The sequence below is a fragment of the Ruegeria sp. AL2 genome, from assembly GCF_056540845.1.
The window spans coordinates 66,966-86,291 of sequence record NZ_JBQFXM010000009.1; the positions used below are offsets into that span (position 1 = coordinate 66,966).

The 19,326-nt window shown below is 59.0% G+C and carries 23 protein-coding genes; 7 read left to right on the forward strand and 16 right to left on the reverse strand.

Annotation, left to right across the window (positions count from 1 at the left end):
- Positions 1 to 13 precede the first annotated feature (13 nt).
- From maiA to hmgA, 7 genes are all read right to left on the reverse strand, one after another.
- The gene (gene maiA / locus ACR0ID_RS12675; protein WP_480605884.1) at positions 14 to 652 is read right to left on the reverse strand and encodes a maleylacetoacetate isomerase; all 639 of its coding nucleotides are present in this window, start codon (positions 650 to 652) and stop codon (positions 14 to 16) included.
- 11 nt (positions 653 to 663) lie between these two features.
- On the reverse strand, positions 664 to 861 hold the full coding sequence (locus ACR0ID_RS12680) for a DUF2783 domain-containing protein (protein ID WP_480605887.1): 198 nt from the start codon (positions 859 to 861) through the stop codon (positions 664 to 666).
- 5 nt (positions 862 to 866) lie between these two features.
- On the reverse strand, positions 867 to 2,477 hold the full coding sequence (locus ACR0ID_RS12685; protein ID WP_480605890.1) for an FAD-dependent oxidoreductase: 1,611 nt from the start codon (positions 2,475 to 2,477) through the stop codon (positions 867 to 869).
- A 134-nt stretch (positions 2,478 to 2,611) separates the two neighbouring features.
- Positions 2,612 to 3,562, reverse strand: coding sequence for an MBL fold metallo-hydrolase (locus ACR0ID_RS12690; protein ID WP_480519399.1), 951 nt, complete (start codon positions 3,560 to 3,562; stop codon positions 2,612 to 2,614).
- 87 nt (positions 3,563 to 3,649) lie between these two features.
- Positions 3,650 to 4,906 (reverse strand): fumarylacetoacetase, encoded by a 1,257-nt coding sequence (gene fahA / locus ACR0ID_RS12695; RefSeq protein ID WP_480605893.1) that lies wholly within the window; start codon positions 4,904 to 4,906, stop codon positions 3,650 to 3,652.
- A 53-nt stretch (positions 4,907 to 4,959) separates the two neighbouring features.
- Positions 4,960 to 5,085, reverse strand: coding sequence for a hypothetical protein (locus tag ACR0ID_RS12700; RefSeq protein ID WP_480605896.1), 126 nt, complete (start codon positions 5,083 to 5,085; stop codon positions 4,960 to 4,962).
- A gap of 36 nt (positions 5,086 to 5,121) precedes the next feature.
- Positions 5,122 to 6,477, reverse strand: coding sequence for a homogentisate 1,2-dioxygenase (hmgA, locus tag ACR0ID_RS12705; RefSeq protein WP_267365046.1), 1,356 nt, complete (start codon positions 6,475 to 6,477; stop codon positions 5,122 to 5,124).
- Positions 6,478 to 6,534: 57 nt separating this feature from the next.
- Here hmgA and ACR0ID_RS12710 point away from each other — a divergent pair, with 57 nt between their 5' ends.
- The 3 genes from ACR0ID_RS12710 to ACR0ID_RS12720 all read left to right on the forward strand — a co-directional run bounded on the left by ACR0ID_RS12710 (position 6,535) and on the right by ACR0ID_RS12720 (position 9,143).
- Entirely contained in the window at positions 6,535 to 6,987 is a 453-nt protein-coding gene (locus ACR0ID_RS12710; RefSeq protein ID WP_480605899.1) for a MarR family winged helix-turn-helix transcriptional regulator, read from the forward strand.
- A 39-nt stretch (positions 6,988 to 7,026) separates the two neighbouring features.
- Positions 7,027 to 8,298, forward strand: coding sequence for an adenylate/guanylate cyclase domain-containing protein (locus ACR0ID_RS12715; protein WP_480605902.1), 1,272 nt, complete (start codon positions 7,027 to 7,029; stop codon positions 8,296 to 8,298).
- A gap of 230 nt (positions 8,299 to 8,528) precedes the next feature.
- The gene (locus ACR0ID_RS12720; protein WP_480605904.1) at positions 8,529 to 9,143 is read left to right on the forward strand and encodes a PIN domain-containing protein; all 615 of its coding nucleotides are present in this window, start codon (positions 8,529 to 8,531) and stop codon (positions 9,141 to 9,143) included.
- Between the two features lie 73 nt (positions 9,144 to 9,216).
- Here ACR0ID_RS12720 and ACR0ID_RS12725 read toward each other — a convergent pair whose 3' ends face one another.
- Positions 9,217 to 10,026: a division plane positioning ATPase MipZ gene (locus ACR0ID_RS12725; RefSeq protein ID WP_480483795.1), complete on the reverse strand. Its 810-nt coding sequence runs from the start codon at positions 10,024 to 10,026 to the stop codon at positions 9,217 to 9,219.
- 380 nt (positions 10,027 to 10,406) lie between these two features.
- On the opposite strand from ACR0ID_RS12725, the gene ACR0ID_RS12730 reads away from it, so the two are divergent.
- The gene (locus ACR0ID_RS12730; RefSeq protein ID WP_480605907.1) at positions 10,407 to 11,276 is read left to right on the forward strand and encodes a tyrosine-type recombinase/integrase; all 870 of its coding nucleotides are present in this window, start codon (positions 10,407 to 10,409) and stop codon (positions 11,274 to 11,276) included.
- A 10-nt stretch (positions 11,277 to 11,286) separates the two neighbouring features.
- Positions 11,287 to 12,468: an IS91 family transposase gene (locus ACR0ID_RS12735; RefSeq protein ID WP_480605910.1), complete on the forward strand. Its 1,182-nt coding sequence runs from the start codon at positions 11,287 to 11,289 to the stop codon at positions 12,466 to 12,468.
- An 83-nt stretch (positions 12,469 to 12,551) separates the two neighbouring features.
- Here the strand turns inward: ACR0ID_RS12735 and ACR0ID_RS12740 are convergent, their stop codons facing one another.
- Positions 12,552 to 12,686 (reverse strand): hypothetical protein, encoded by a 135-nt coding sequence (locus ACR0ID_RS12740; RefSeq protein ID WP_480605912.1) that lies wholly within the window; start codon positions 12,684 to 12,686, stop codon positions 12,552 to 12,554.
- A 352-nt stretch (positions 12,687 to 13,038) separates the two neighbouring features.
- Between ACR0ID_RS12740 and ACR0ID_RS12745 the strand changes: the two genes are divergently transcribed.
- A complete protein-coding gene (locus ACR0ID_RS12745) occupies positions 13,039 to 14,649 on the forward strand; it encodes an MFS transporter (RefSeq protein ID WP_480605914.1) in 1,611 nt (536 codons plus the stop codon).
- Positions 14,650 to 14,703: 54 nt separating this feature from the next.
- Here the strand turns inward: ACR0ID_RS12745 and rpmE are convergent, their stop codons facing one another.
- On the reverse strand, positions 14,704 to 14,925 hold the full coding sequence (gene rpmE, locus ACR0ID_RS12750) for a 50S ribosomal protein L31 (protein ID WP_480473936.1): 222 nt from the start codon (positions 14,923 to 14,925) through the stop codon (positions 14,704 to 14,706).
- An 11-nt stretch (positions 14,926 to 14,936) separates the two neighbouring features.
- The gene (gene rplS, locus ACR0ID_RS12755; RefSeq protein ID WP_480605917.1) at positions 14,937 to 15,320 is read right to left on the reverse strand and encodes a 50S ribosomal protein L19; all 384 of its coding nucleotides are present in this window, start codon (positions 15,318 to 15,320) and stop codon (positions 14,937 to 14,939) included.
- A gap of 379 nt (positions 15,321 to 15,699) precedes the next feature.
- Here rplS and ACR0ID_RS12760 point away from each other — a divergent pair, with 379 nt between their 5' ends.
- Positions 15,700 to 16,500 (forward strand): glycoside hydrolase family 25 protein, encoded by an 801-nt coding sequence (locus ACR0ID_RS12760; RefSeq protein WP_480473934.1) that lies wholly within the window; start codon positions 15,700 to 15,702, stop codon positions 16,498 to 16,500.
- Here ACR0ID_RS12760 and ACR0ID_RS12765 read toward each other — a convergent pair.
- The 5 genes from ACR0ID_RS12765 to ACR0ID_RS12785 all read right to left on the reverse strand — a co-directional run bounded on the left by ACR0ID_RS12765 (position 16,497) and on the right by ACR0ID_RS12785 (position 19,323).
- The gene (locus ACR0ID_RS12765) at positions 16,497 to 16,922 is read right to left on the reverse strand and encodes a hypothetical protein (RefSeq protein WP_480605922.1); all 426 of its coding nucleotides are present in this window, start codon (positions 16,920 to 16,922) and stop codon (positions 16,497 to 16,499) included. The genes ACR0ID_RS12760 and ACR0ID_RS12765 overlap by 4 nt on opposite strands.
- 134 nt (positions 16,923 to 17,056) lie before the next feature.
- A complete protein-coding gene (gene trmD, locus ACR0ID_RS12770; RefSeq protein WP_480605924.1) occupies positions 17,057 to 17,866 on the reverse strand; it encodes a tRNA (guanosine(37)-N1)-methyltransferase TrmD in 810 nt (269 codons plus the stop codon).
- The gene (locus tag ACR0ID_RS12775) at positions 17,863 to 18,678 is read right to left on the reverse strand and encodes a hypothetical protein (protein ID WP_480605926.1); all 816 of its coding nucleotides are present in this window, start codon (positions 18,676 to 18,678) and stop codon (positions 17,863 to 17,865) included. The genes trmD and ACR0ID_RS12775 overlap by 4 nt, the downstream gene beginning before the upstream one ends.
- Positions 18,678 to 19,181 carry a ribosome maturation factor RimM gene (gene rimM, locus ACR0ID_RS12780; protein WP_480605929.1) on the reverse strand — a complete coding sequence of 168 codons (504 nt, stop codon included), beginning with the start codon at positions 19,179 to 19,181 and terminating at the stop codon, positions 18,678 to 18,680. The genes ACR0ID_RS12775 and rimM overlap by 1 nt, the downstream gene beginning before the upstream one ends.
- Positions 19,174 to 19,323 carry a hypothetical protein gene (locus ACR0ID_RS12785; RefSeq protein ID WP_209506115.1) on the reverse strand — a complete coding sequence of 50 codons (150 nt, stop codon included), beginning with the start codon at positions 19,321 to 19,323 and terminating at the stop codon, positions 19,174 to 19,176. The genes rimM and ACR0ID_RS12785 overlap by 8 nt, the downstream gene beginning before the upstream one ends.
- Positions 19,324 to 19,326: the final 3 nt, after the last annotated feature.

The following is a 19,326-nucleotide window of genomic DNA, read 5'->3' on the forward strand; positions in this document are numbered from 1 at the left end:
GGTCTGTGCAATGTTAACCCTGCGCATGTGCGTCGGGATGTGCCGCGACAAAGGCCGGGTGATTGGCGCAAGCCTCTTCAACCCGCAGCAGGCGGGGCATATCCGACAGATCAACCTGCCACCGGCGCGCGTTATAGATCTGCGGTATCAGGCAGAGGTCGGCGAGACCGGGCTTTGACCCAACACAGTAGGGGGTCTGTTCGAAATCCCCCAGCATGGTTTCAAACGCCTGCAACCCGGGTTTGATGAAATGTCGCATCCAGTCGCCGGGCATGTCGGGGGCATTATGGCTTAGGGTCGTGGCATAGCGCGCAACCGACAGGTTGCAGACTGGGTGGATGTCGACCGCAATCGCATAAGACAGTGCCTGAACACGCGCACGTTCCGCCGGATCATCAGGCAGAAGGTTCAACTGCCGGGTCCGGTCCAGATAGTCGAGGATGGCCAGCGATTGCGTCAACCGCAGCCCGTCAATATCCAGAACCGGCACAAATCCCTGCGGGTTTCGAGCGATATGTTCATCGCTCTTTTGTGCGCCGCCGACCAGATCGACAACAACCGGGCGATACGCGATCCCGGCCAGATTCAGTGCTATCCGCACCCGGTAACTGGCCGAGGATCGCCAATAGTCATAAAGGACGACGTCGCTCACGTCCGGGCCTGTCAATTGTCAGTCAAAACGGCAGCGCGAAGGGCGTCCGTCAGCACTGCACTGTCACCGATGTGGTTGGCCAGCACCAGCACCAGCCGCGCATTCAGCGCGTCGCTGTCGGCTTTTTCCAGGCCCTCATGTGCGGCCAGAAGTTCGGCATAGAAGTCATCGGCGTCTTTGATGTTCGGGGTTAGGATCAGGTCTGACATGGGGCTTACTCCTTACCGCAGGCTCTGCGGATCGCGTGCCGGAAGGTGTTTTCTTCGTAACTGTCACGCCGGGCCGCCACATGCTGGTCCGGGCGGATCAGGTAGACTGCGCTGGTCGCGTCGCCCAGATAGCGGCGTTTGAGGGCCAGCGTCATGTCATCCTTGACCGACAGCGCCAGTCGCGTGACCTCGATCCCATCTTCTTCCAGGGTGTCAGGGGCGTCTGCATCGATGGTCAAAAGCGTGAACTTGCCTGCAAGCTTGGGCAGCAGAAACTCGTCACCAAGCGGAGCGTCGGGACAGGCCGAGCCCGGTCGCGTTCCGGCGGGGCCGTTCAGCGCGTCCGCAGAATTCAGCGAAGATCCATCATAGGTGCAGGGCTGGCTCAGGCGGCCAGAATTCACCAGCGGGCGGGCGAAGTCATAATGCTCGCTCAGGTCCAGTACCGCATCGCGCAGGATCCGCGACATCTCGGATTTCGGGGTAATGAAATCGGTCGACCGGCTGGAATTCAGGATGTTCTCGTCCGCCCCGTACACGCGTTCGGCGTTGTAGCTGTCCAGCAGAGTTTCAGGTGCTTTCCCATCCTGAACCAGCTTCAGTTTCCAACACAGGTTGTCGGTGTCCTGAAGACCGGAATTGGCCCCGCGCGCGCCAAAGGGGCTGACCTGATGCGCGCTGTCGCCCGCAAACAGGACACGTCCCTTGCGGAAGCTTTCCATGCGACGGCACTGGAACGTATAGATCGAGACCCATTCCAGCTCAAACTCGACATCATCCCCAAGCATTGCCTTGAGGCGGGGGATCACGTTCTCGGGGCGCTTTTCGCGTTCCTTGTCGATATCCCAACCCAGTTGCAAGTCGATGCGCCATACATTGTCGGGCTGTTTGTGCAACAATGCGGATTGCCCGCGATTGAACGGCGGATCGAACCAGAACCAGCGTTCAGACGGAAAATCCGCATCCATGATCACGTCTGCAATCAGGAAGTTGTCTTCGAAAATCCGTCCTTCGAAATCAATGCCCAACATCCGCCGGGCGGGGGAGGTCGCGCCATCACAGGCAATCAGCCAATCGGCTTCGATTGTGTAAGGTCCTTCGGGCGTCTCGACCTCCAGCCGCACGTGATCGTCATGCGTGCCAATCGCCTCGACCTTGTTGCGCCCGCGTATCTCAATCGGTGCGCCTTCTGCCTGCAACTCGCGGACCCGTTCAACAAAATAGTTCTCAAAATGGTATTGCTGAAGGTTGATGAAGGCAGGGTTGGCATAACCTAGTTCCGGTTGCAGGTTGAAGTCATAGACCTGTCGGTCATCGAAGAAGACCTTGCCCCGATCCCACAGGACGCCCTTGTCGACCAGTCGGCGTCCGCATCCCAGCCGGTCGGCAATTTCCAGCGTGCGTTGCGAGAAACAGATGGCGCGGCTGCCGAAACTGACCTTGTCATTCTCGTCCAGAACCACGACGTCGACCCCTTGCTGCGCCAGATCAATCGCGGCGGCCAGACCAACCGGGCCCGCGCCGATCACGATAACCTTGTGCCGAACCGGCGTCGGGCTGTCCTGATCGGGGCTGCGTTCATAGCCGTAAAGCGGAGTTTCAAAGATCTTGTTCATGGGCTTCCCCCCAAGCAGATGCGCCAAAGTGCTGCATGTCCTGTGCCCCGGCAGCACGTGCCGAAGCCTTTGGCATATGGTTTCACTGAATCCCGCCGCCTAAAACGATCTGGATCAAACTGGGCCGTTTTTCCTTATCCCTGCAGGGCCTCCCACATCTCAAGATCGCGTTGGGCGGTCCAGATGCGAGGCGTGTCGATACCACGGGCTTCGTCATAGGCGCGGGCGACGTTGAACGGCAGGCAGTGTTCATAGATCGCGTAACTGGCGAATTTCGGGTCACATTCGGCGCGGACTGCGTCCCATGCCTCTTTCAGGCTGCCACCGCGCGCCGCAACCTTGGCTGCGGGGCGGTAGGTGCTTTCGACGAAATCGCGGGTGTTTTCGATGGCGGCATTGACCATGTCCTTGCCAACCAGCGCGTCGCCGCGTCCCGGTGCGATGGCGTCGACATCGAACCACTTGATCTCGTCCAGCGTGTCGCCCCAGTCGCTGAAATGCCCGTCGCCGCAATAGCAGGCCGAGTGATATTCGACGATGTCGCCGGTGAACATCACGTTCTGGTCAGGCACATGGATGACGATATCACCGGCGGTATGGGCGCGCCCCAGATGCATCAGGTCGATCCGGCGGTTGCCCAGATAAACGGTCATCGTGTCGCTGAATGTGGTTGTGGGCCAGGTCAGGCCGGGGATGCTTTCATGCCCTTCGAACAGGCGCGGGAAGCGCTGGAATTCGCTGTCCCAGTCTTCCTGACCGCGTTCAACCACCATGGCGCGGGCCATGTCGGACATCAGGATCTGTTGTGCTTCAAAAGCGCTGGCACCTAAAACCCGTACAGCGTGATAATGGGTCAGGGCCACGTGGGTGATCGGCTTGTCGGTCACAGACCGCACGCATTCGATCACCTTGTTGGCCAGGCGCGGGGTCGCCTGCGCCTCGACGATCATCACGCTGTCATCGCCGATGATCACGCCCGAGTTCGGGTCGCCCTCGGCGGTGAAAGCATAGAGCCCCTCGCCCACTTCGGTGAACGAGATTTTCTTTTCCGACATGTCCCCCTGGGACGCGAATGCTTTGGCCATCTTGGTTTTGTCCTTTTGCGGTTGCGCGGAAGGCAGGGATTGGATGCCTCCGGCGGGAGTATTTGGGAAAAGATGAAGCTCAGTGCGTCATCGCTCGAATGGGGAATTGAGTGCAGGCAGAACGGTGCCGGTGCAGTCGCCGAACCCGATCGTATAGCCGTCGCCCCTGGCCGCGCCGGTCAGGGTCATCGTGTCGCCGTCTTCGATGAAGCTGCGGGTTTCACCTGTGTTCAGCGTCAGCGGCTCTTTCCCACCCCAGCTGAGTTCCAGCAACGATCCGCGTTCGGGCTTGGTTGGTCCGGATATGGTGCCTGACCCCAGCAGGTCGCCGGTGTTCATCGGGCATCCCGATGTGGTGTGGTGGGCCAATTGTTGCGCGGCGGAATAATACATCTGGTTGTAGTTGGTCCGCGCGATGGTCGTGGCGTCTTTGCCTTCGGGTGCCATGGTGACGGCCAGATCGATGTCATAAAGCATCGGGCCGCAATCGTTGAGGTGGTCCAGCAGCGCGAACTCGCGGGCTGGCGTATCACAGCGGAACGGTTCGAGGGCTGCCTTGGTCACGATCCAGGGGCTGATCGAGGTTGCGGTTGCCTTGGCCTGAAACGGACCCAACGGCTGGTATTCCCAGGCCTGTATATCACGTGCCGACCAGTCGTTCAGCAGAACGTAGCCGAAGATGTGGTCGTCAGCTTCCTGAACCGTGATCGGGCCATCCGAGGGCGTGCCGACAATCGCACCCATCTCCAACTCGATATCAAAGCGGCGGCTGGGCAGGAAGGCGGGCAGGTCCTGATCGGGGGATTTCAGCTGTCCCCAAGGGCGACGGATATCCGTGCCGGACACCACGACCGAGGACGCCCGTCCGTTATAACCAATCGGAATGTGCAACCAGTTCGGCGGCAGCGCGTTTTCCGGGCCACGAAACATGGTGCCCACGTTGAAGGCATGGTTCCGCCCGGCATAGAAATCGGTGTATTCGCTGACCGCGAAGGGCAAGTGCATCTCGGCTTCGGCCTGTGGTACAAGCAGCGGTTCGACCTTGCTTTGTTCGTCCGAGCCGTCCGCCAGAAGGCTGATCAGCCGCTCACGCAGGGCGGTCCAGACAGCCGGGCCTTCCTCCATCAGGGGGTTCCAGAACGGCAGATCGAACAGCGGTTCATCGGTCAGGGTGATCAGGCCTTCGGCTTCGGCGGCGGTAACGTCCAGGATCATGTCGCCAATGGCCACACCGCAGCGTGGATCATCGCCTTCAGTCGAGAAGACACCGTAAGGCAGGTTGTTCAGTGGAAACGGATGCGCCGCGTCGTTGGCCGAGGCCACCCAGGATTTCATCAAAGGCATATTTCGCCCCTATTTTGTTGTACTTGGTACGTGGTTCGAAACGATCATAACCCCTAAAAGACAGGCGCCAAAGCCCAGAACGGGCGCGGTTGCGGCAGGTCGGCTGCCAAGGCCCCGTCTTTGTTTTCCGGTTGCAGCGACAGTACGCCTGCAACCGGAATGGGTATGTTCATCGCCATCAGGACGGGTGCTGTCCGGGTAACCCAGTCTGAGGGTCACTTCTTGCCCGGTGTGCCGTCGAACTTCTTCTCTAGCGATGTCCAGCAATCGATATAGTCGTCCTGCAACGGTGCCTCATTGGCGGCAAACGGCGTCAGGTGCTGGGGGAACCGGGTTTCGAACATGAACGACATCGTCTGGTCCAGCTTTTCCGGCCCCAGATTGGAATAGGATGCTTTGTCAAAGGCTTCCCTGTCGGGGCCATGCGGGATCATCATGTTGTGCAGACTGGTGCCACCGGGAACGAAGCCCTGCGGTTTCGCATCATATTGACCGTAGATGTTGCCCATCAGTTCCGACATGATGTTCTTGTGATACCACGGTGGGCGGAACGTGTCTTCCATCACCATCCAGCGTTCGCGGAACAGGACAAAGTCAATATTTGCAGTACCAGGCTGGCCGGAAGGCGCCGTCAGAACGGTAAAGATCGACGGGTCGGGATGGTCAAACAGGATGGCGCCGACCGGGCAATAATTGCGCAGATCGTATTTGTAGGGTGCATAATTGCCGTGCCACGCCACCACATCCAGCGGGCTGTGTCCGATTTTCGTGGTGTGAAACTGGCCGCACCATTTGATCGTCACGGTCGAAGGGGTTTCACGATCCTCATAGGCAGCGACCGGAGCTTTGAAATCGCGCGGGTTGGCCATGCAGTTGGCCCCGATCGGGCCGCGACCCGGCAGTTCAAACTTCTGGCCGTAATTCTCGCACACAAAGCCACGTGCCGGGCCTTCCAGAACTTCAACCCGGTACAGCAGTCCACGCGGGATGATCGCGATTTCCTTGGGCTCAAGGTCAATGATTCCCAGTTCAGTCGCAAAGCGCAGTCGCCCTTCCTGTGGCACCACCAGCAACTCGGAATCAGCCGAGAAGAAATAGTCGTCGACCATGGATTCGGTAACCAGATAAATGTGGCAGGCCATGCCAACCTGGGTGTTCACATCCCCGGCCGTCGTCATGGTCCGCATCCCGGTCATCCAGTTCAGACCTTCATCGGAATGCGGCACCGGGTCCCAGCGATACTGGCCCAGGCTGATCACGTCCGGGTCGATGCACGGGGCCGATTTCCAATAGGGCAAGTCGATCTTTTCGTAACGGTGCGAATGCTTTACCGACGGGCGAATACGATAGCACCAGGTGCGTTCAGGCGGGTTGGCGGTAAAGGCCGTGCCGCTCAGCTGTTCACCGTAAAGTCCGTAGTTGCACCTTTGCGGGCTGTTCATCCCCTGCGGCAGCGCATCGGGCAGCGCCTCGGTTTCAAAGTCGTTGCCAAAGCCGGGCATGTAACCGGCATGGGTACCAACAGGCGTTGCTGCTTGCGTCAATGAATGCGGATCCGTCGGACGGTTCATTACGTATTCCTCCGTTTGCTGCTTGTCGGTTAATAGTTGATTTTGTAACTAACAAGCATGACACACGACGAATCTGAAAAAAATGATGACTTTTTCCTGCAGAATTTTCTGCCGTTTCTGCTGAACCAGGCAGCCGAGCGCGCCTCGTTGGAATTTCAGGCTGTCTACAAGGGACGGTACGGAATGCTCAGAACCGAATGGCGGGTGCTGTTCCATCTGGGGCTGTTTGGCGAAATGACCGCCAAGGAAATTGGTGAACGGGCCGGAATGCACAAAACCAAGATCAGCCGTGCAGTTGCCAAGCTCGAGGAGCGCCGGTACCTGAAACGCACACGAGACGAAGCAGATCGGCGGGCGGAATGGCTGACACTGACACCAGCCGGGCAAGCCGTGTATCGCGACTTGTACGGGGTGGCCGCAAGCTATGACGCCAGGCTGTCGGGTCTGTTCAGCGAAAAAGAGGCCGCCTTGCTGCGCCAGATGTTGCAACGGTTGGCAGGCGTGGATTGACCACTGGTAATTGGCGCCTGCCGTCCCCAGATGTGTGTCATGCTTGATACGGAATTTGAAATGACGTCATTTGAACCTGCCAAGGTATCCACACACACCCTGATCGACTGGTTGGTCCAAAAGGGGCTTGAGGGTGCCGGGCAGGAAGAGTTGCTGGAAGGGTTCTGCACCAGTCTGGTCGATATGGGCATTCCGCTGGTGCGGTTTCATGCGGCGCAGTCAACCTTGCACCCGGTTTATGGCGGAACCGGATATAGCTGGTACAAAAGCACCGGTGGTGAATCCGAGAAGTTTGAAAACACGGATACGCCCAGCGAAATGTGGCAACAAAGCCCGCTTTATGCGCTGCTGAACGAGGATCTGGATGAAATCCGGGTCAAACTTGTCGACCATAATGAACCCAGCCGCTTTCCATTGTTGAACGACCTGAGAGAGGTTGGGGCGACCGATTATTATGCCACCGGCATCTCGTATGAGGGGGCGGGAAAGATGCGCCCCGACGGTACCAAAAAGGTCAGTGATGGCGTCCTGATGTCCTGGACCAGCGATGCGCCGTCCGGGTTTGATGACAGAGATCTCAGGCACATTCATGCGGTATTGCCGCATCTGGGGCTGGCGCTCAAATCCGCCAAGAACCAGAACCTGACCGAAGACCTGATGCGGGTCTATCTGGGTCGTGATGCCGGGCGCCGCGTCCTGTCAGGTGAGATTCGTCGCGGATCATTGCAGCAGATCGATGCGGTGATCTGGAATTTCGATCTGGAAGGGTTCACCAACCTGTCAGAAGACCTGCCGGGCCACGAGATCATCGACATGCTGAATGATTACCTGGCTGTGGCCGTGGGCGTTGTGCACGACAAGGGTGGGAATATCCTGAAATTCATGGGCGATGGGCTGATGGCTATGTTCGATGTCGGCGAAATCGACGAGGACGCCCGTGCCGCGCTCAGCGCAGTGCCCTTGCTGCAAGCCCGTATGGATGAATTGAACGCCCGACGTCAGGCGCATGGGCTGCCGGTTGCGAATTTCACGCTGGCCCTGCATTCCGGCGAAATCCTGTATGGCAATATCGGGTCCGAAACACGGCTGGATTTCACGGTGATCGGCCCCGCCGTCAATCAGGCCGCCCGCATCGCGGGAATGCACCGGTCGCTGGGTCAGAGAATCCTGATCTCGGACGACGTCGCGGTCGCGGCACGCCCCTGCGCACAAGACCTCATCTCGGTCGGGCGCTACATGCTGCGCGGGGTGAACGAACCCAAAGAGCTGTTCACGGTATACAGTCCCGGCGGGCCATCAGTTACCGGGTGAAACCGAGGCTGTTCCGTTCAGCGGTTCCAAAGCTGAAAGCCGTGAGGGAGCACCTTTGTTTCGCTGGGTACGAGCGGCGGGTTGGAGCGGGTGTTCGAGAATGGTGAGGATTTGAACGAATAGCTGGTTTAGAGGCCATTGCCGACAATGCGGTTTTACGCAGGGTAATCAAGGAAACCTTCATATTGACCTGATCCGGCGTCCTGTATTTGCATTGAGCTCGAATTGGAGTGCGGCCTTTGAAAAACAACTACATACTAATCGATTTTGAAAATGTTCAACCCAAGAACCTCGAACTCCTTCGGGGACATGTTTGCACCTTGATTGTTTTCGTAGGAGCCAATCAAAAAAGCATACCCTATGACTTTGCACAAGCACTGCAAAGCTTGGGAGAAAATGCTGTTTATCAGAAGATAGCAGGGAATGGCTCGAACGCCTTGGACTTTCATATCGCGTTCTACTTAGGAGAACTCTCTACCAAAGACGCCAATGCGTGTTTTCATGTTATTTCTCGTGACAAAGGCTTCGACCCATTGATTGCACATCTGCGACAAAGGAAGCTCCCCGCTTTCCGTCATGCAGACCTATCCGAGATCCCATTCGTCAAAATCTCGAATGCAAGCTCGCTGGATCAAAAAATTGATGCGATTGTTGACAGCTTGAAGTCTAGAGGAAGTTCGCGTCCTAGGAAGATCAAAACCCTTAAGGGAACGATGAACGCACTTTTTCTAAAGACCTTGGAGCAGGAAGAGCTGGAAAGGCTGGTTGATGAGTTGAAAAGACGTGGTCACGTAGTCTTTTCGGATCAATCAGTCAGTTATGGCCCAGACATTACCCAGCACTGACTGGCCTTGGGGCCGAGAGTTTCGCGTTTTGAATGGCCCAGTTGCCCCGCGTCCCAGCCCCCAATACAGCTGATCAGAAATCGACTTCGACACCCGGCAGGTTCAGCTCTCGCATCATGTCGCGCAGTTCCTGCCGTGCTGCGATGTTCGAGATGTTCAGCTGTTTGACGCCAATATCCTTGAGGTCCAGCAGGGTCAGGCCGCGGGGAAACAGTTCGCGAAAGATCACCCGTTCGGAAAAGCCCGAAGCGACGCGGAAGCCGATACGCTGCGACAGCATTTCGATCGCGCGCTGCATCTTTTCCTTGTTGACCATGCGCTGGGTACCGACGCGGTTGCGCACAACGACCCAGTCGATGGGCTTCAGCCCGGCCTGCGCCCGCAATTGCCGGGCATTCCAGACCATCTCGGAATAGACGGACGGGCCGAGGATTTTCTCACCCTTTGAATCAATCCGCGCCAGCAGGTCAAAATCGATGAAACTGTCGTTCAAAGGGGTGATCAGCGTGTCGGCCAGCGAATGGGCCACTTGGCTCAGGCGAGTATGGGAGCCGGGGCAGTCGATCAGGATAAAGTCACTGTCGCTTTCCAGTTGCGACACGGCAGCAGACAGGCGGTGGTCGTAGATATTCTCGCCCGGCTTCAGCGTGCTGGCATCGATCTCGGGCAGGTCGTGATGGCGGGGGCCGGGCAGCGTCAGGCCCGCGCTTTTCAGAAAGTTGTTCCGGTTCTCGAAATACCGTCCAAGGCTGCGTTGCCGCAGGTCCAGATCCAGCGTGCTGACCTTGTGACCCAGTCGGGCCAATGCGGTTGCCACATGCATCGACACGGTCGATTTGCCAGCGCCGCCTTTTTCGTTCCCGACCACAATGATATGTGCCATGCTTGTATTCCCAAGTCTTGCCGTGTTTGACTACACGTTGTTGGCACCCACTATATGTTGTGTCGCCTGCGATGAAAAGAACCTCAAGCGGCGCTTTTGGGCATTATCGGACTCTATTTTGGAAAACACAGCGCCGTGCGCGGGTTACACGAAGGCGCCTGTCGGGTGATCTGCCTTGATCGGCTATCCGATCACGGTCTTGGCGGCGATATCGCCGCGTCGGCGCCTAGTCCCGAACATCTTGAACAACCGCTGCCTGCAACGATCCGCACTGGATTGAACGAACCCGCTGACGCGGGAGGGGCGTAGCTATTGGCGGGAATGGCCCCCTGGTGGGAAGGTTTGGCTGCTGAGACCAACCTTTATCAGGAGACTATCCTATGGCTGATGCCACATCAGCGGTAAGCCCGCTGCGCCGCCGTATGATCGACGACATGACGCTTCGCAACCTGTCGCCTGCCACGCAACGATCCTATCTTCATGCCGTTGCAAAGTTCAGTCGGTATTTCGACTGTTCGCCGGATCGACTGGGGCTGGAGGATGTCCGTGCCTTTCAGGTCTACCTTGTATCGCAGGGTATTTCCTGGCCAGCTTTGAACCAGACGGTCTGTGCCTTACGCTTCTTCTACGGCGTGACGCTGAACCGGGCGGAAATCCCCGAACGGATCGCCTATGCGCGCACGCCACGCAAATTGCCGACGATCTTGAGTGCCGACGAGGTCGTGCGTTTTCTTGAGGCGGTGCCGTCGCTGAAGGCACGCGCGGCACTGACAACGGCCTATGCCGCAGGCCTGCGTGCCTCCGAGGTAGTCAGTTTGAAGGTCACGGATATCGACAGCGATCGCATGCTGATCCAGGTCCGTCATGGCAAAGGCGCCAAGGACCGGACCGTCATGCTCTCACCGCAGCTTCTCGGCATCTTGCGGACTTACTGGCGCCTGGCGCATCCGAAGGACTGGCTGTTTCCCGGCCGTGGCGACAAACCGATTGATGTGCAGGTGCTGCATTCCGCCTGCCGGTCCGCGACCAAAGCGGCGGGACTGACCAAGAAGGTCAGCGTGCACACGCTGCGACACAGCTTCGCCACCCATATGCTGGAGAACGGAGTCGACATCCGGGTTATCCAGGTGCTGCTCGGACACGCCAACCTGTCGACCACTGCGCGCTACACGCAGGTTGCCACGACGACGATCGCGAAGACGCAGAGCCCGTTCGATCGCCTGAGCCTGGACGTGGTGCCGCCCGGCTGAGGGCCGCGCCATGCGCCCGGCCGTGGAGGTGGCGGATATTTTCCGTCGCTATGGCGAGGCGTGGCGGCAGGCCCATGACGGTCATCTGGGCCGTGTCGAGCGCCGGGTGATGAGCGCGATCGAGCTGTGCAGGACAGCTGCGCTTGGCGGCCATGTCGAGGGCTGCCGAACCTGCCGCACGATGCGTGTCGCCTATAATTCCTGCCGCAACCGGCATTGCCCCAAGTGCCAGGGGGCGGTTGCGCGCGACTGGCTGGAAGCGCGGGCGGGTGATTTGTTGCCGGTGCCCTATTTCCATGTGGTCTTCACGCTGCCCGCGGAGATTGCAGCCATTGCCTTCCAGAACAAAAAGGTTGTCTACGGTATCCTGTTCCGGGCAGCGGCCGAGACCCTGCGCATCATCGCTGCCGACCCCAGACATCTCGGCGCCGGGATCGGTCTCATCGCTGTTCTGCACAGCTGGGGCCAGACCCTCAGCTACCATCCCCATCTCCATTGCATCGTACCGGGTGGGGGGCCATCGCCGGACGGCAGCCGCTGGGTTGCCTGCCGTCCCAATTTCTTTCTGCCGGTCCGGGTGTTGTCGCGCCTGTTCAGACGGCTGTTTCTGGAAACATTGCACACTGCCTTCGAGGCCGGGCAGTTGCAGTTCTTCGGCGAGATTGAAGGATTGGCCGACCCGCAGGTTTTTGCCCGGATGCTGACTTCGGCAAGTCGCCGCGACTGGGTTGTTTATGCCAAACCACCCTTTGGCGGGCCCGAACAGGTGCTGGCCTATCTCAGCCGTTACACCCATCGCGTCGCCATCGCCAACTCCCGCCTGATCAGCATACAGGACGGCAGGGTGACCTTCCGCTGGCGCGACTATCGTCGTGGCCGCAGACCCAGACGGATGACACTCGACGCTGGTGAGTTCATCCGGCGTTTCCTCCTGCATACCCTGCCGGACGGCGTTCATCGCATCCGTCATTACGGCTTTCTCGCAAACGGGCAGCGCGCTGCCCGTCTCACAACCTGCCGGGCGCTGCTGGCTGCCGGGACACCGGAGGCAGCCGACCGCGTCCGACCCGCAACAAGCCCGGAACCTGTTTCGCGTCCTTGCCCCTGCTGCGGCCGGCCGATGGCCACACTCGCCGTCTGGTATCATGGTCAGGCACCACCCACCGGACCGTTCTGGAATGACAGCTCATGAGCACTCGGGGCAACCCATCGCCACGCGATCCGCAGCCGATCCGCACGAGGACCGGCAAGATGGTCTGCGGGCCAAGGCCCCGATTACGCCAGCCCTGGTCGCTCCGCGAGACCACCGACCCGCAAACCGGACCGTTTCAGCGGTCCCTCGGGACCAGCCATGACGCCATCAGCCGACTGTTCGGTACCATTCATCAGCACGTACGCCCGCTTGGTCATCACGCCAGGTCAACGCCAGTGCCACAATCCCCATAGCGCAAAACCGGTACGAGGGTTTGTTCAATCCGGCTTCAATGAGGTCCGCCCGACACCTGTGCGGCAGCATCGGCGTTCTGCCCGCGGACCTCACAGAACCCTCCAGAATCAATCGCGCCGTTTGCCTGATTCACACATGTACAGATCGCCCTCCCAAAGGGTCCTTTCGCGGTGACGCCGCTTGGTCCGGATCGTGAAAACTATGCGGGGGGCGGAAAATTTGGTTAAATACCAAACAGATTTCACCGAATAACCTTGCAGGCTTTGCACGGGTCCTCTTCGGTTCATCTTCAAGGCAGGTGAAAGGGGCATAGGCATGCCGGACACTGCTGCGGACAGTTCAGGCGGTTCACGCGTTGTTCTTGCAATGACGGCCATTTGCATGATGGTTGTTGGCTTCAACACAACTGCTGTTGCGACCATCCTTCCATATCTGAAGGCCGAGTTCGATCTGACGCCCTCGGGTCTGCAATGGGTGATGGCGATCTATACGGTGGCCAGTGCGACCCTTGTGACGATTGTAAGCCGGCTTGGGGATATCACGGGCAAGATGGGTGTCTTTTTCTTTGGCATGATCGTGTTTGCCTGTGGCTCTGCTTCTGTGCTGTTTTCACAGAATGCAGCGATGCTGCTGATTGGGCGTGGCGCGCAGGGGGCAGGGGCTGCGGCCCTGTTCGGCACCTCATTGTCCCTGCTGACCGCCGCAACACCCGAGGAACAACGGGCCAGTGTGACCGGTGTGTGGGGCGCAATCGTGGGTCTTGCGATAGGCGTTGGGCCCATAGTCGGAGGAAGCTTTGCCAACTTTCTAAGCTGGCGCGGGGTGTTCGCCACAGACCTTGTGCTGCTTGCCATTGCGTTTGTGATCGGCCTGCAGGTCAGCAGGAAAAACTATGTCCCGGATACGCGCCTTCAGGGTGCGAAATTCGATACCGCAGGGGCGATTGCCATTGTGTTGCTGCTGGGTCCATTGTCTTTCGCACTCAGCAACGGTGAGGCACACGGATGGGACAATGCCCTGACCATCGTTCCTTTGGGTGTCGCCGCTTTGGCAGTTGTCGGTCTGGTCTACACCTCGCGGCGCAGCGATGATCCGCTGGTCGAGTTCCGGTACTTCCGGCACCCGCGCTATCTTATGGCGGCAACGGGGATGTTTTTTGCGGGATTTGCGTTGTTCTGTTTCTTTGTCTACTTCAACGTGTTCGTCCAGTCCCCGGATGCGTTCGGCTATTCACCGATTGAGGCGGGCGTGGCAATCCTGCCGCTGAGCCTGAGCATGTTTGTCATTTCCGTCACCGCGCCGCGCCTGCTTGCGCCATACAGTTTCCAATGGCCGGTGAGTGCTGCAATGGGGTTGATGGCCTGCGGCTTCCTGCTTTTGACAACAACCTCGAATATCGACAGCTATGCTGAAATCTGGTGGAAACTGATCATTGTGGGGGTTGGCATCGGCATCTGTTTTTCGTTGCTGCCCCGTCTTGGGCTTCGGTTGCTGCCCGACGAACATGTCGGACAGGGGTCCGGGGTGATCAACGCATTCCTGTATTTCGGGGCCACGATGGGATCGGTTGTCGGCGGTCTGGCCGAAGCTCTGACCATCCGCTCGGGCCTGTCAGAAGTCATCACCGCGCTGCCCGCCGGATCGACGCAGCGCGACGACCTTGCGCGCGCCCTGACACATGGCACGGCAACACAGGTGGAACAGCTGATTGCCGGGCTTGACCCGTCAACTGGTTCGGCGCTGGCCGGGGCGCTGCGTGATCTGCGGGATAATGCCTTTGATGCGGCGATGCTTATGGCCGCGATTGCCGCCAGTATCGGGCTGGTGATCGCGCTGCTGCTGTTGCGCGGTCCGGTTCCGCCATTGCACGACGCGGCTGAACTTACAAAACCAAAGGATCAGAAACCGGGGAAAACAGGGGCCTGAAACGAAAGAAGGCCGCCCGTTGGCGACCTTCCTTTGAAAGACTTTGGCAAAGGTTTAGAAACCCAGACCTTCGTATTTCTTCTTGAACTTCGACACGCGGCCGCCAGCGTCCAACAGGCGCGACGAACCACCGGTCCATGCAGGGTGTACCGAAGGGTCGATCTCCAGTGCCAGCTGGTCGCCTTCACTGCCCCAGGTGGATTTCATCTGAACGATGGTGCCATCGGTCATCTTGACGTCGATGACGTGATAATCGGGATGGATGTCTTTTTTCATCTTTCCGCTCCTTACGCTTCGGCGCCAGTTTTGGGCTTGTAGTTGGAAACCTCTGCGATACGCGCGGATTTGCCGCGACGGGTGCGCAGATAGTACAGTTTGGCGCGACGAACGCGGCCGCGGCGGACAACGGTGATGCTGTCGATATTGGTCGAATACAGCGGGAATACACGCTCCACGCCTTCGCCAAACGAAATCTTGCGAACGGTGAACGAACCGGCAATGCCGCTGCCGTTGTTGCGCGCGATGCAGACGCCTTCGTAGTTCTGCACACGGGTGCGCGACCCTTCGGTCACTTTATAGCCGACACGGATAGTGTCACCGGCTTTGAAATCAGGGATGTCTTTCCCCAGGGCGGCAATCTGTTCCGCCTCAAGCTGTGCGATCAGGTCCATCGCAGTTTCTCCTATCTGCTCGTGGTTGGTCCACGAAGTTGGGCACGGACTGAGAGCTCTTGGTCTTCACCGGGTCCTGCGTACAGCCCGCCAGAGGTCAGATCGAATGTTCCTTTGGTCTGGCCTGACCCGGCGCATCCCTGCCGAAGAAAACGGGACGTCACGCCATGGTGCAAACCAAAACACCGGAGTCGCAGAACGCGGCACCGGATTGCGGTCGTTTAAGGGTATTGCAGGCAGGGATCAAGGGAAAAACGCCCTGTCTTGCCGAACGGGCCGGTAGGAATCCGCCAGCCTGAAACTAAGGCGTTGCCAAGCGGCCCAGATCAGGCATTCTGAGGCAAATAATATGAGCAGATATTTCAGACAGGACCCTATGATGCGATTGGCATTCATGCTGGCCATAACGGCCGTTGCGCTGATGTCTTGCGGTCGAGGCGGCCCGAAACCTCAGGCCGTCGAACCCGTTCCGGGCGTGGACAGGACAGCACCGCTTGTGATCTACCCCGATTTTGGCGACGCGGATCCCCATGACTGGGAAGGGAGCCACCCCGGACAATACCCGATCCATGGCCTTGACGTGTCACGCTGGCAGGGGCCGATTGACTGGCGCACGGCCCGGGCATCAGGTGTCAGCTTTGTGTTTCTGAAAGCGACCGAAGGCGGCGACGTGGCAGATCCCCTGTTCGACGATCACCGCCGCGGCGCGCAGTCGGCCGGTGTGCCTTGGGGCGCCTACCACTATTATTATTTCTGCCGTTCGGCCCGGGAACAGGCCCGCTGGTTCATCCAGAACGTGCCCAAAGGGGCAGACCTGCCGCATGTGCTGGATATGGAATGGACGCCGCATTCCAAGACCTGCACGCTGCGCCCCGATGGCAGAACCGTCCGGGCCGAGGCGCAGCATTTTCTGGACATTCTCGAACGACATTATGGCCGCCGCCCGATCGTCTATACCACGGTGGATTTCTATGAAGACACCGATATCGGGCGCCTGCCCAAGACCGAGTTCTGGCTGAGATCGGTCGCAGGCCACCCACGCACTGTCTATCCCCGCGCGGTCTGGCGATTCTGGCAATATACCGGCACTGGTCTGGTGCCGGGCGTTCAGGGCCGAGTGGACATCAACACTTTCAATGGCACGCCAGACGTCTGGGCCAGATGGAAGGCCGGGGGTTAGGTCTTTGGTGCGCCGTAGGGTTCAATGGTGCCGCCGCTAACCAGATGGTCCAACCGGCGCTCACGCTCTTCCCCAAAGGCGTTGCGCACCCAGAACGATTCACCTGCGCTCAGTTCCCGGCGTTCGAAACCGCGCTCTGGCAGGCAGCGGTCCACCTGATCGATTTCGCCCTGCGTGCGCAGTTCGTCCTGGATCGGGGCGGTAATCGCAGGGCCGATGAGGATACCCCATAAAAGGATATTCGTTGCATATCCCCCGATGACGGCTCTGTTTCCGCCTTCGTCAGCTTCCAGAGAACAGGAATCGACCGCTACCCGCGCCGAATGCAGATTGTGACCGGCTTGCGTTGGAACGGACATCCCCAGTGGTTTGGTCGTACAGGCAGAGGCAACCAGAAAAGCGCCAAGCAATAACTTCTTCATAATGCAATTAGTCTTTCGTTTTAAGGCCCTGAAAACGCAGGGCTTTCAAACGTGCATATTTTGGAAGATGATCAACTGCAAATAGAATTCTGGCAAACACAGAACCTGCGGCATGTCTGCAACAATTCGGTCTGTCACTCAGACGAATCCGACCGGGATTTTGCATAGTCGGCCCAGATATCCGGGCGCCGCTCGCGGGTTATATCCTCAGCCATCTTGTGACGCCATTCGGCGATGCGGCCGTGGTGGCCCGACATCAGAACCTCGGGTATCGGGCGGCCTTTCCAATCTGCCGGGCGGGTGTATTGCGGATGTTCCAGCAGGCCCGAGGAAAAGCTTTCCTCTTCGGTCGAGGCCTGATTGCCCAGAACGCCGGGGATCAGGCGCACCGTGGCATCGATCAGGGCCTGCGCCGCAATCTCACCGCCGGTCATCACGAAATCCCCCAAGGAGACCTCCTGCACACCGTAATGCTGCAGCACGCGCTCATCCACGCCTTCGAACCGGCCACACAGCAGGGTCATGCCATCGCAGCGTGCAAGGGTCTGCATCATGCGCTGGTCCATGCGCCGCCCGCGCGGGCTGAGGTAAATCAGTGGCCAGTTGCCCTGAATGCCCGCCATGGTGTGCTCGATGGCTTCGCCCAACACATCGGGCCGCAAAACCATACCCGCGCCGCCCCCGGCTGGCGTGTCATCCACGTTGCGATGTCTGCCGACGCCGAATTGCCGCAAGTCCACGGTTTCCAGCTGCCACAACCCCTCTTGCAGGGCCTTGCCGGTCAGGCTTTCTCCCAGAACGCCAGGAAAGGCGGTTGGGAACAGGGTGATGATCTTGGCTTTCCAGACGCCGTGCAAGTCCGGGGTGGGTGTTATCAACTCACGCGGTTTCAGCGTGGGCCGGATCGCCTTGCGACCATGGGATTTGCCGGGTTTGTCAGTCATTTCTGGCGGGCCAGTTCATATTGGGCGGTTCGAATCAGGGCCTTTTTCTGAGTGATCAACGCCGTTTCGTCCAGCGATGATCGGTTCAGGGCCAGCAGTTCCCTCAGAACGTCGTCGGAAAGCTGAGGGCTTTCATGCGCGGGCTTCACTAGCCGCGCCGATTTCGCGTGTGGCAGGCCAAGAAATTCGACAAACGGTGCGCCCAGTCCAAGGTGGTGACCTTTCAGCGCTTCCATCCACGCGGTCCGTACCGTGACAGTTGGCAACCGGTCCATAATCCGGTCCGCCGTGTCCTGTAGCGATGGCAGATGCGCAAGATCGGCGCAAAAGCCGTCCAGGTCCTGAACCATGCGCGACAGGTGAAGATCGTGGGCCCAAAGGCTGCGCAACCACGCATCGCGATTGCGCAACGACAGGTAGACGGTGATGTCGGTTTCTTCGCCCACCAGACGGCGGCGCAGCACGCTGACGACCGTTTCCGCCAGTTCGGGTGCGGCTCCGTATCCTTCGCTTTTGTTCCTGCTGGGGCGCAGGCCCAGAAAATTCTCCTCGCTCAGGATCAATCCCCGGCGTGCTCCGAAATCCAGACCGTCGAAAAACGTGTGCAGCTGACCGCCAAACCCTGCCAGCGTGTCATCCAGACGATAGATCGAATGGCGCGTGGCCGCTTCGTTCAACCCGGCCTTGCGGGTCTTATACGGAAGGACCAGCGCGAAATGCGGCCAGATCAGCTCGCGGTTTTCGTGCAGAAAGGACTGTGCTGCCGTCATGCCGGTCTTGTGAAAACCCAGATGCAGCAGAACACGTCGCATCAGATCAGGCCTTCGGGCGGGTCGGCCACGATGCGGCCCTGTTCCAGATCGACGGTTGGCACCACCTGCATCGTGAACGGCAGCAGAACCGTCGCCTTCAGGCCCGGCCCGTGTAGTTCCAGCAGGTCCGTGGCACCGTGGTTCTGCACGGATTTGACCTTGCCCAGCAGGGTGCCGCCGGTGTCATAGACCTCAAGCCCGATCAGGTCTGTGTGATAGAATTCGTCGTCGGGCAACGAGGGCAACTGATCGCGCCGCGCAAACAGGCGCAAACCGTTCAGCGCATCCGCCTGTTCTTTGGTTTCAACCCCGCCAAGACGGGCGGCAAAACCGTTCTTGATCGTACGCGTCAGAACCACCGGATAGCGTTCCTTGCCGGTTTCATCCGTCAGTGGCGAATACGCCTCGATATCTTCGGGAACGGCGCAGAAGCTTTTCAGGCGCACTTCACCGCGTACACCATAAGACCCAACGACGCTGCCGACGCAGATCAGATCACTCATTGGCAGCCCCCGTCGTCAAGCAGATCCCGTTTCTCCATTCGCCAAGCCCTTCGCAGGCTTCGCGCTGATTGTTGCGCTCAAAGAACACGCCCACAATAAAGGCGATCAGCAGCAGAATGGGAAGGCGTATCAATCCGAACATATG

Coding starts and splice junctions, on each gene's coding strand:
- ACR0ID_RS12680 (WP_480605887.1), bottom strand. CDS start 861: ATGTCAGACCTGATCCTAACCCCGAACATCAAAGACGCCGATGACTTC.
- ACR0ID_RS12685 (WP_480605890.1), bottom strand. CDS start 2,477: ATGAACAAGATCTTTGAAACTCCGCTTTACGGCTATGAACGCAGCCCC.
- ACR0ID_RS12690 (WP_480519399.1), bottom strand. CDS start 3,562: ATGGCCAAAGCATTCGCGTCCCAGGGGGACATGTCGGAAAAGAAAATC.
- fahA (WP_480605893.1), bottom strand. CDS start 4,906: ATGCCTTTGATGAAATCCTGGGTGGCCTCGGCCAACGACGCGGCGCAT.
- ACR0ID_RS12700 (WP_480605896.1), bottom strand. CDS start 5,085: ATGGCGATGAACATACCCATTCCGGTTGCAGGCGTACTGTCGCTGCAA.
- hmgA (WP_267365046.1), bottom strand. CDS start 6,477: ATGAACCGTCCGACGGATCCGCATTCATTGACGCAAGCAGCAACGCCT.
- ACR0ID_RS12710 (WP_480605899.1), top strand. CDS start 6,535: ATGACACACGACGAATCTGAAAAAAATGATGACTTTTTCCTGCAGAAT.
- ACR0ID_RS12715 (WP_480605902.1), top strand. CDS start 7,027: ATGCTTGATACGGAATTTGAAATGACGTCATTTGAACCTGCCAAGGTA.
- ACR0ID_RS12725 (WP_480483795.1), bottom strand. CDS start 10,026: ATGGCACATATCATTGTGGTCGGGAACGAAAAAGGCGGCGCTGGCAAA.
- ACR0ID_RS12730 (WP_480605907.1), top strand. CDS start 10,407: ATGGCTGATGCCACATCAGCGGTAAGCCCGCTGCGCCGCCGTATGATC.
- ACR0ID_RS12735 (WP_480605910.1), top strand. CDS start 11,287: ATGCGCCCGGCCGTGGAGGTGGCGGATATTTTCCGTCGCTATGGCGAG.
- ACR0ID_RS12740 (WP_480605912.1), bottom strand. CDS start 12,686: ATGACCAAGCGGGCGTACGTGCTGATGAATGGTACCGAACAGTCGGCT.
- ACR0ID_RS12745 (WP_480605914.1), top strand. CDS start 13,039: ATGCCGGACACTGCTGCGGACAGTTCAGGCGGTTCACGCGTTGTTCTT.
- rpmE (WP_480473936.1), bottom strand. CDS start 14,925: ATGAAAAAAGACATCCATCCCGATTATCACGTCATCGACGTCAAGATG.
- rplS (WP_480605917.1), bottom strand. CDS start 15,320: ATGGACCTGATCGCACAGCTTGAGGCGGAACAGATTGCCGCCCTGGGG.
- ACR0ID_RS12760 (WP_480473934.1), top strand. CDS start 15,700: ATGCGATTGGCATTCATGCTGGCCATAACGGCCGTTGCGCTGATGTCT.
- ACR0ID_RS12765 (WP_480605922.1), bottom strand. CDS start 16,922: ATGAAGAAGTTATTGCTTGGCGCTTTTCTGGTTGCCTCTGCCTGTACG.
- trmD (WP_480605924.1), bottom strand. CDS start 17,866: ATGACTGACAAACCCGGCAAATCCCATGGTCGCAAGGCGATCCGGCCC.
- ACR0ID_RS12775 (WP_480605926.1), bottom strand. CDS start 18,678: ATGCGACGTGTTCTGCTGCATCTGGGTTTTCACAAGACCGGCATGACG.
- rimM (WP_480605929.1), bottom strand. CDS start 19,181: ATGAGTGATCTGATCTGCGTCGGCAGCGTCGTTGGGTCTTATGGTGTA.
- ACR0ID_RS12785 (WP_209506115.1), bottom strand. CDS start 19,323: ATGTTCGGATTGATACGCCTTCCCATTCTGCTGCTGATCGCCTTTATT.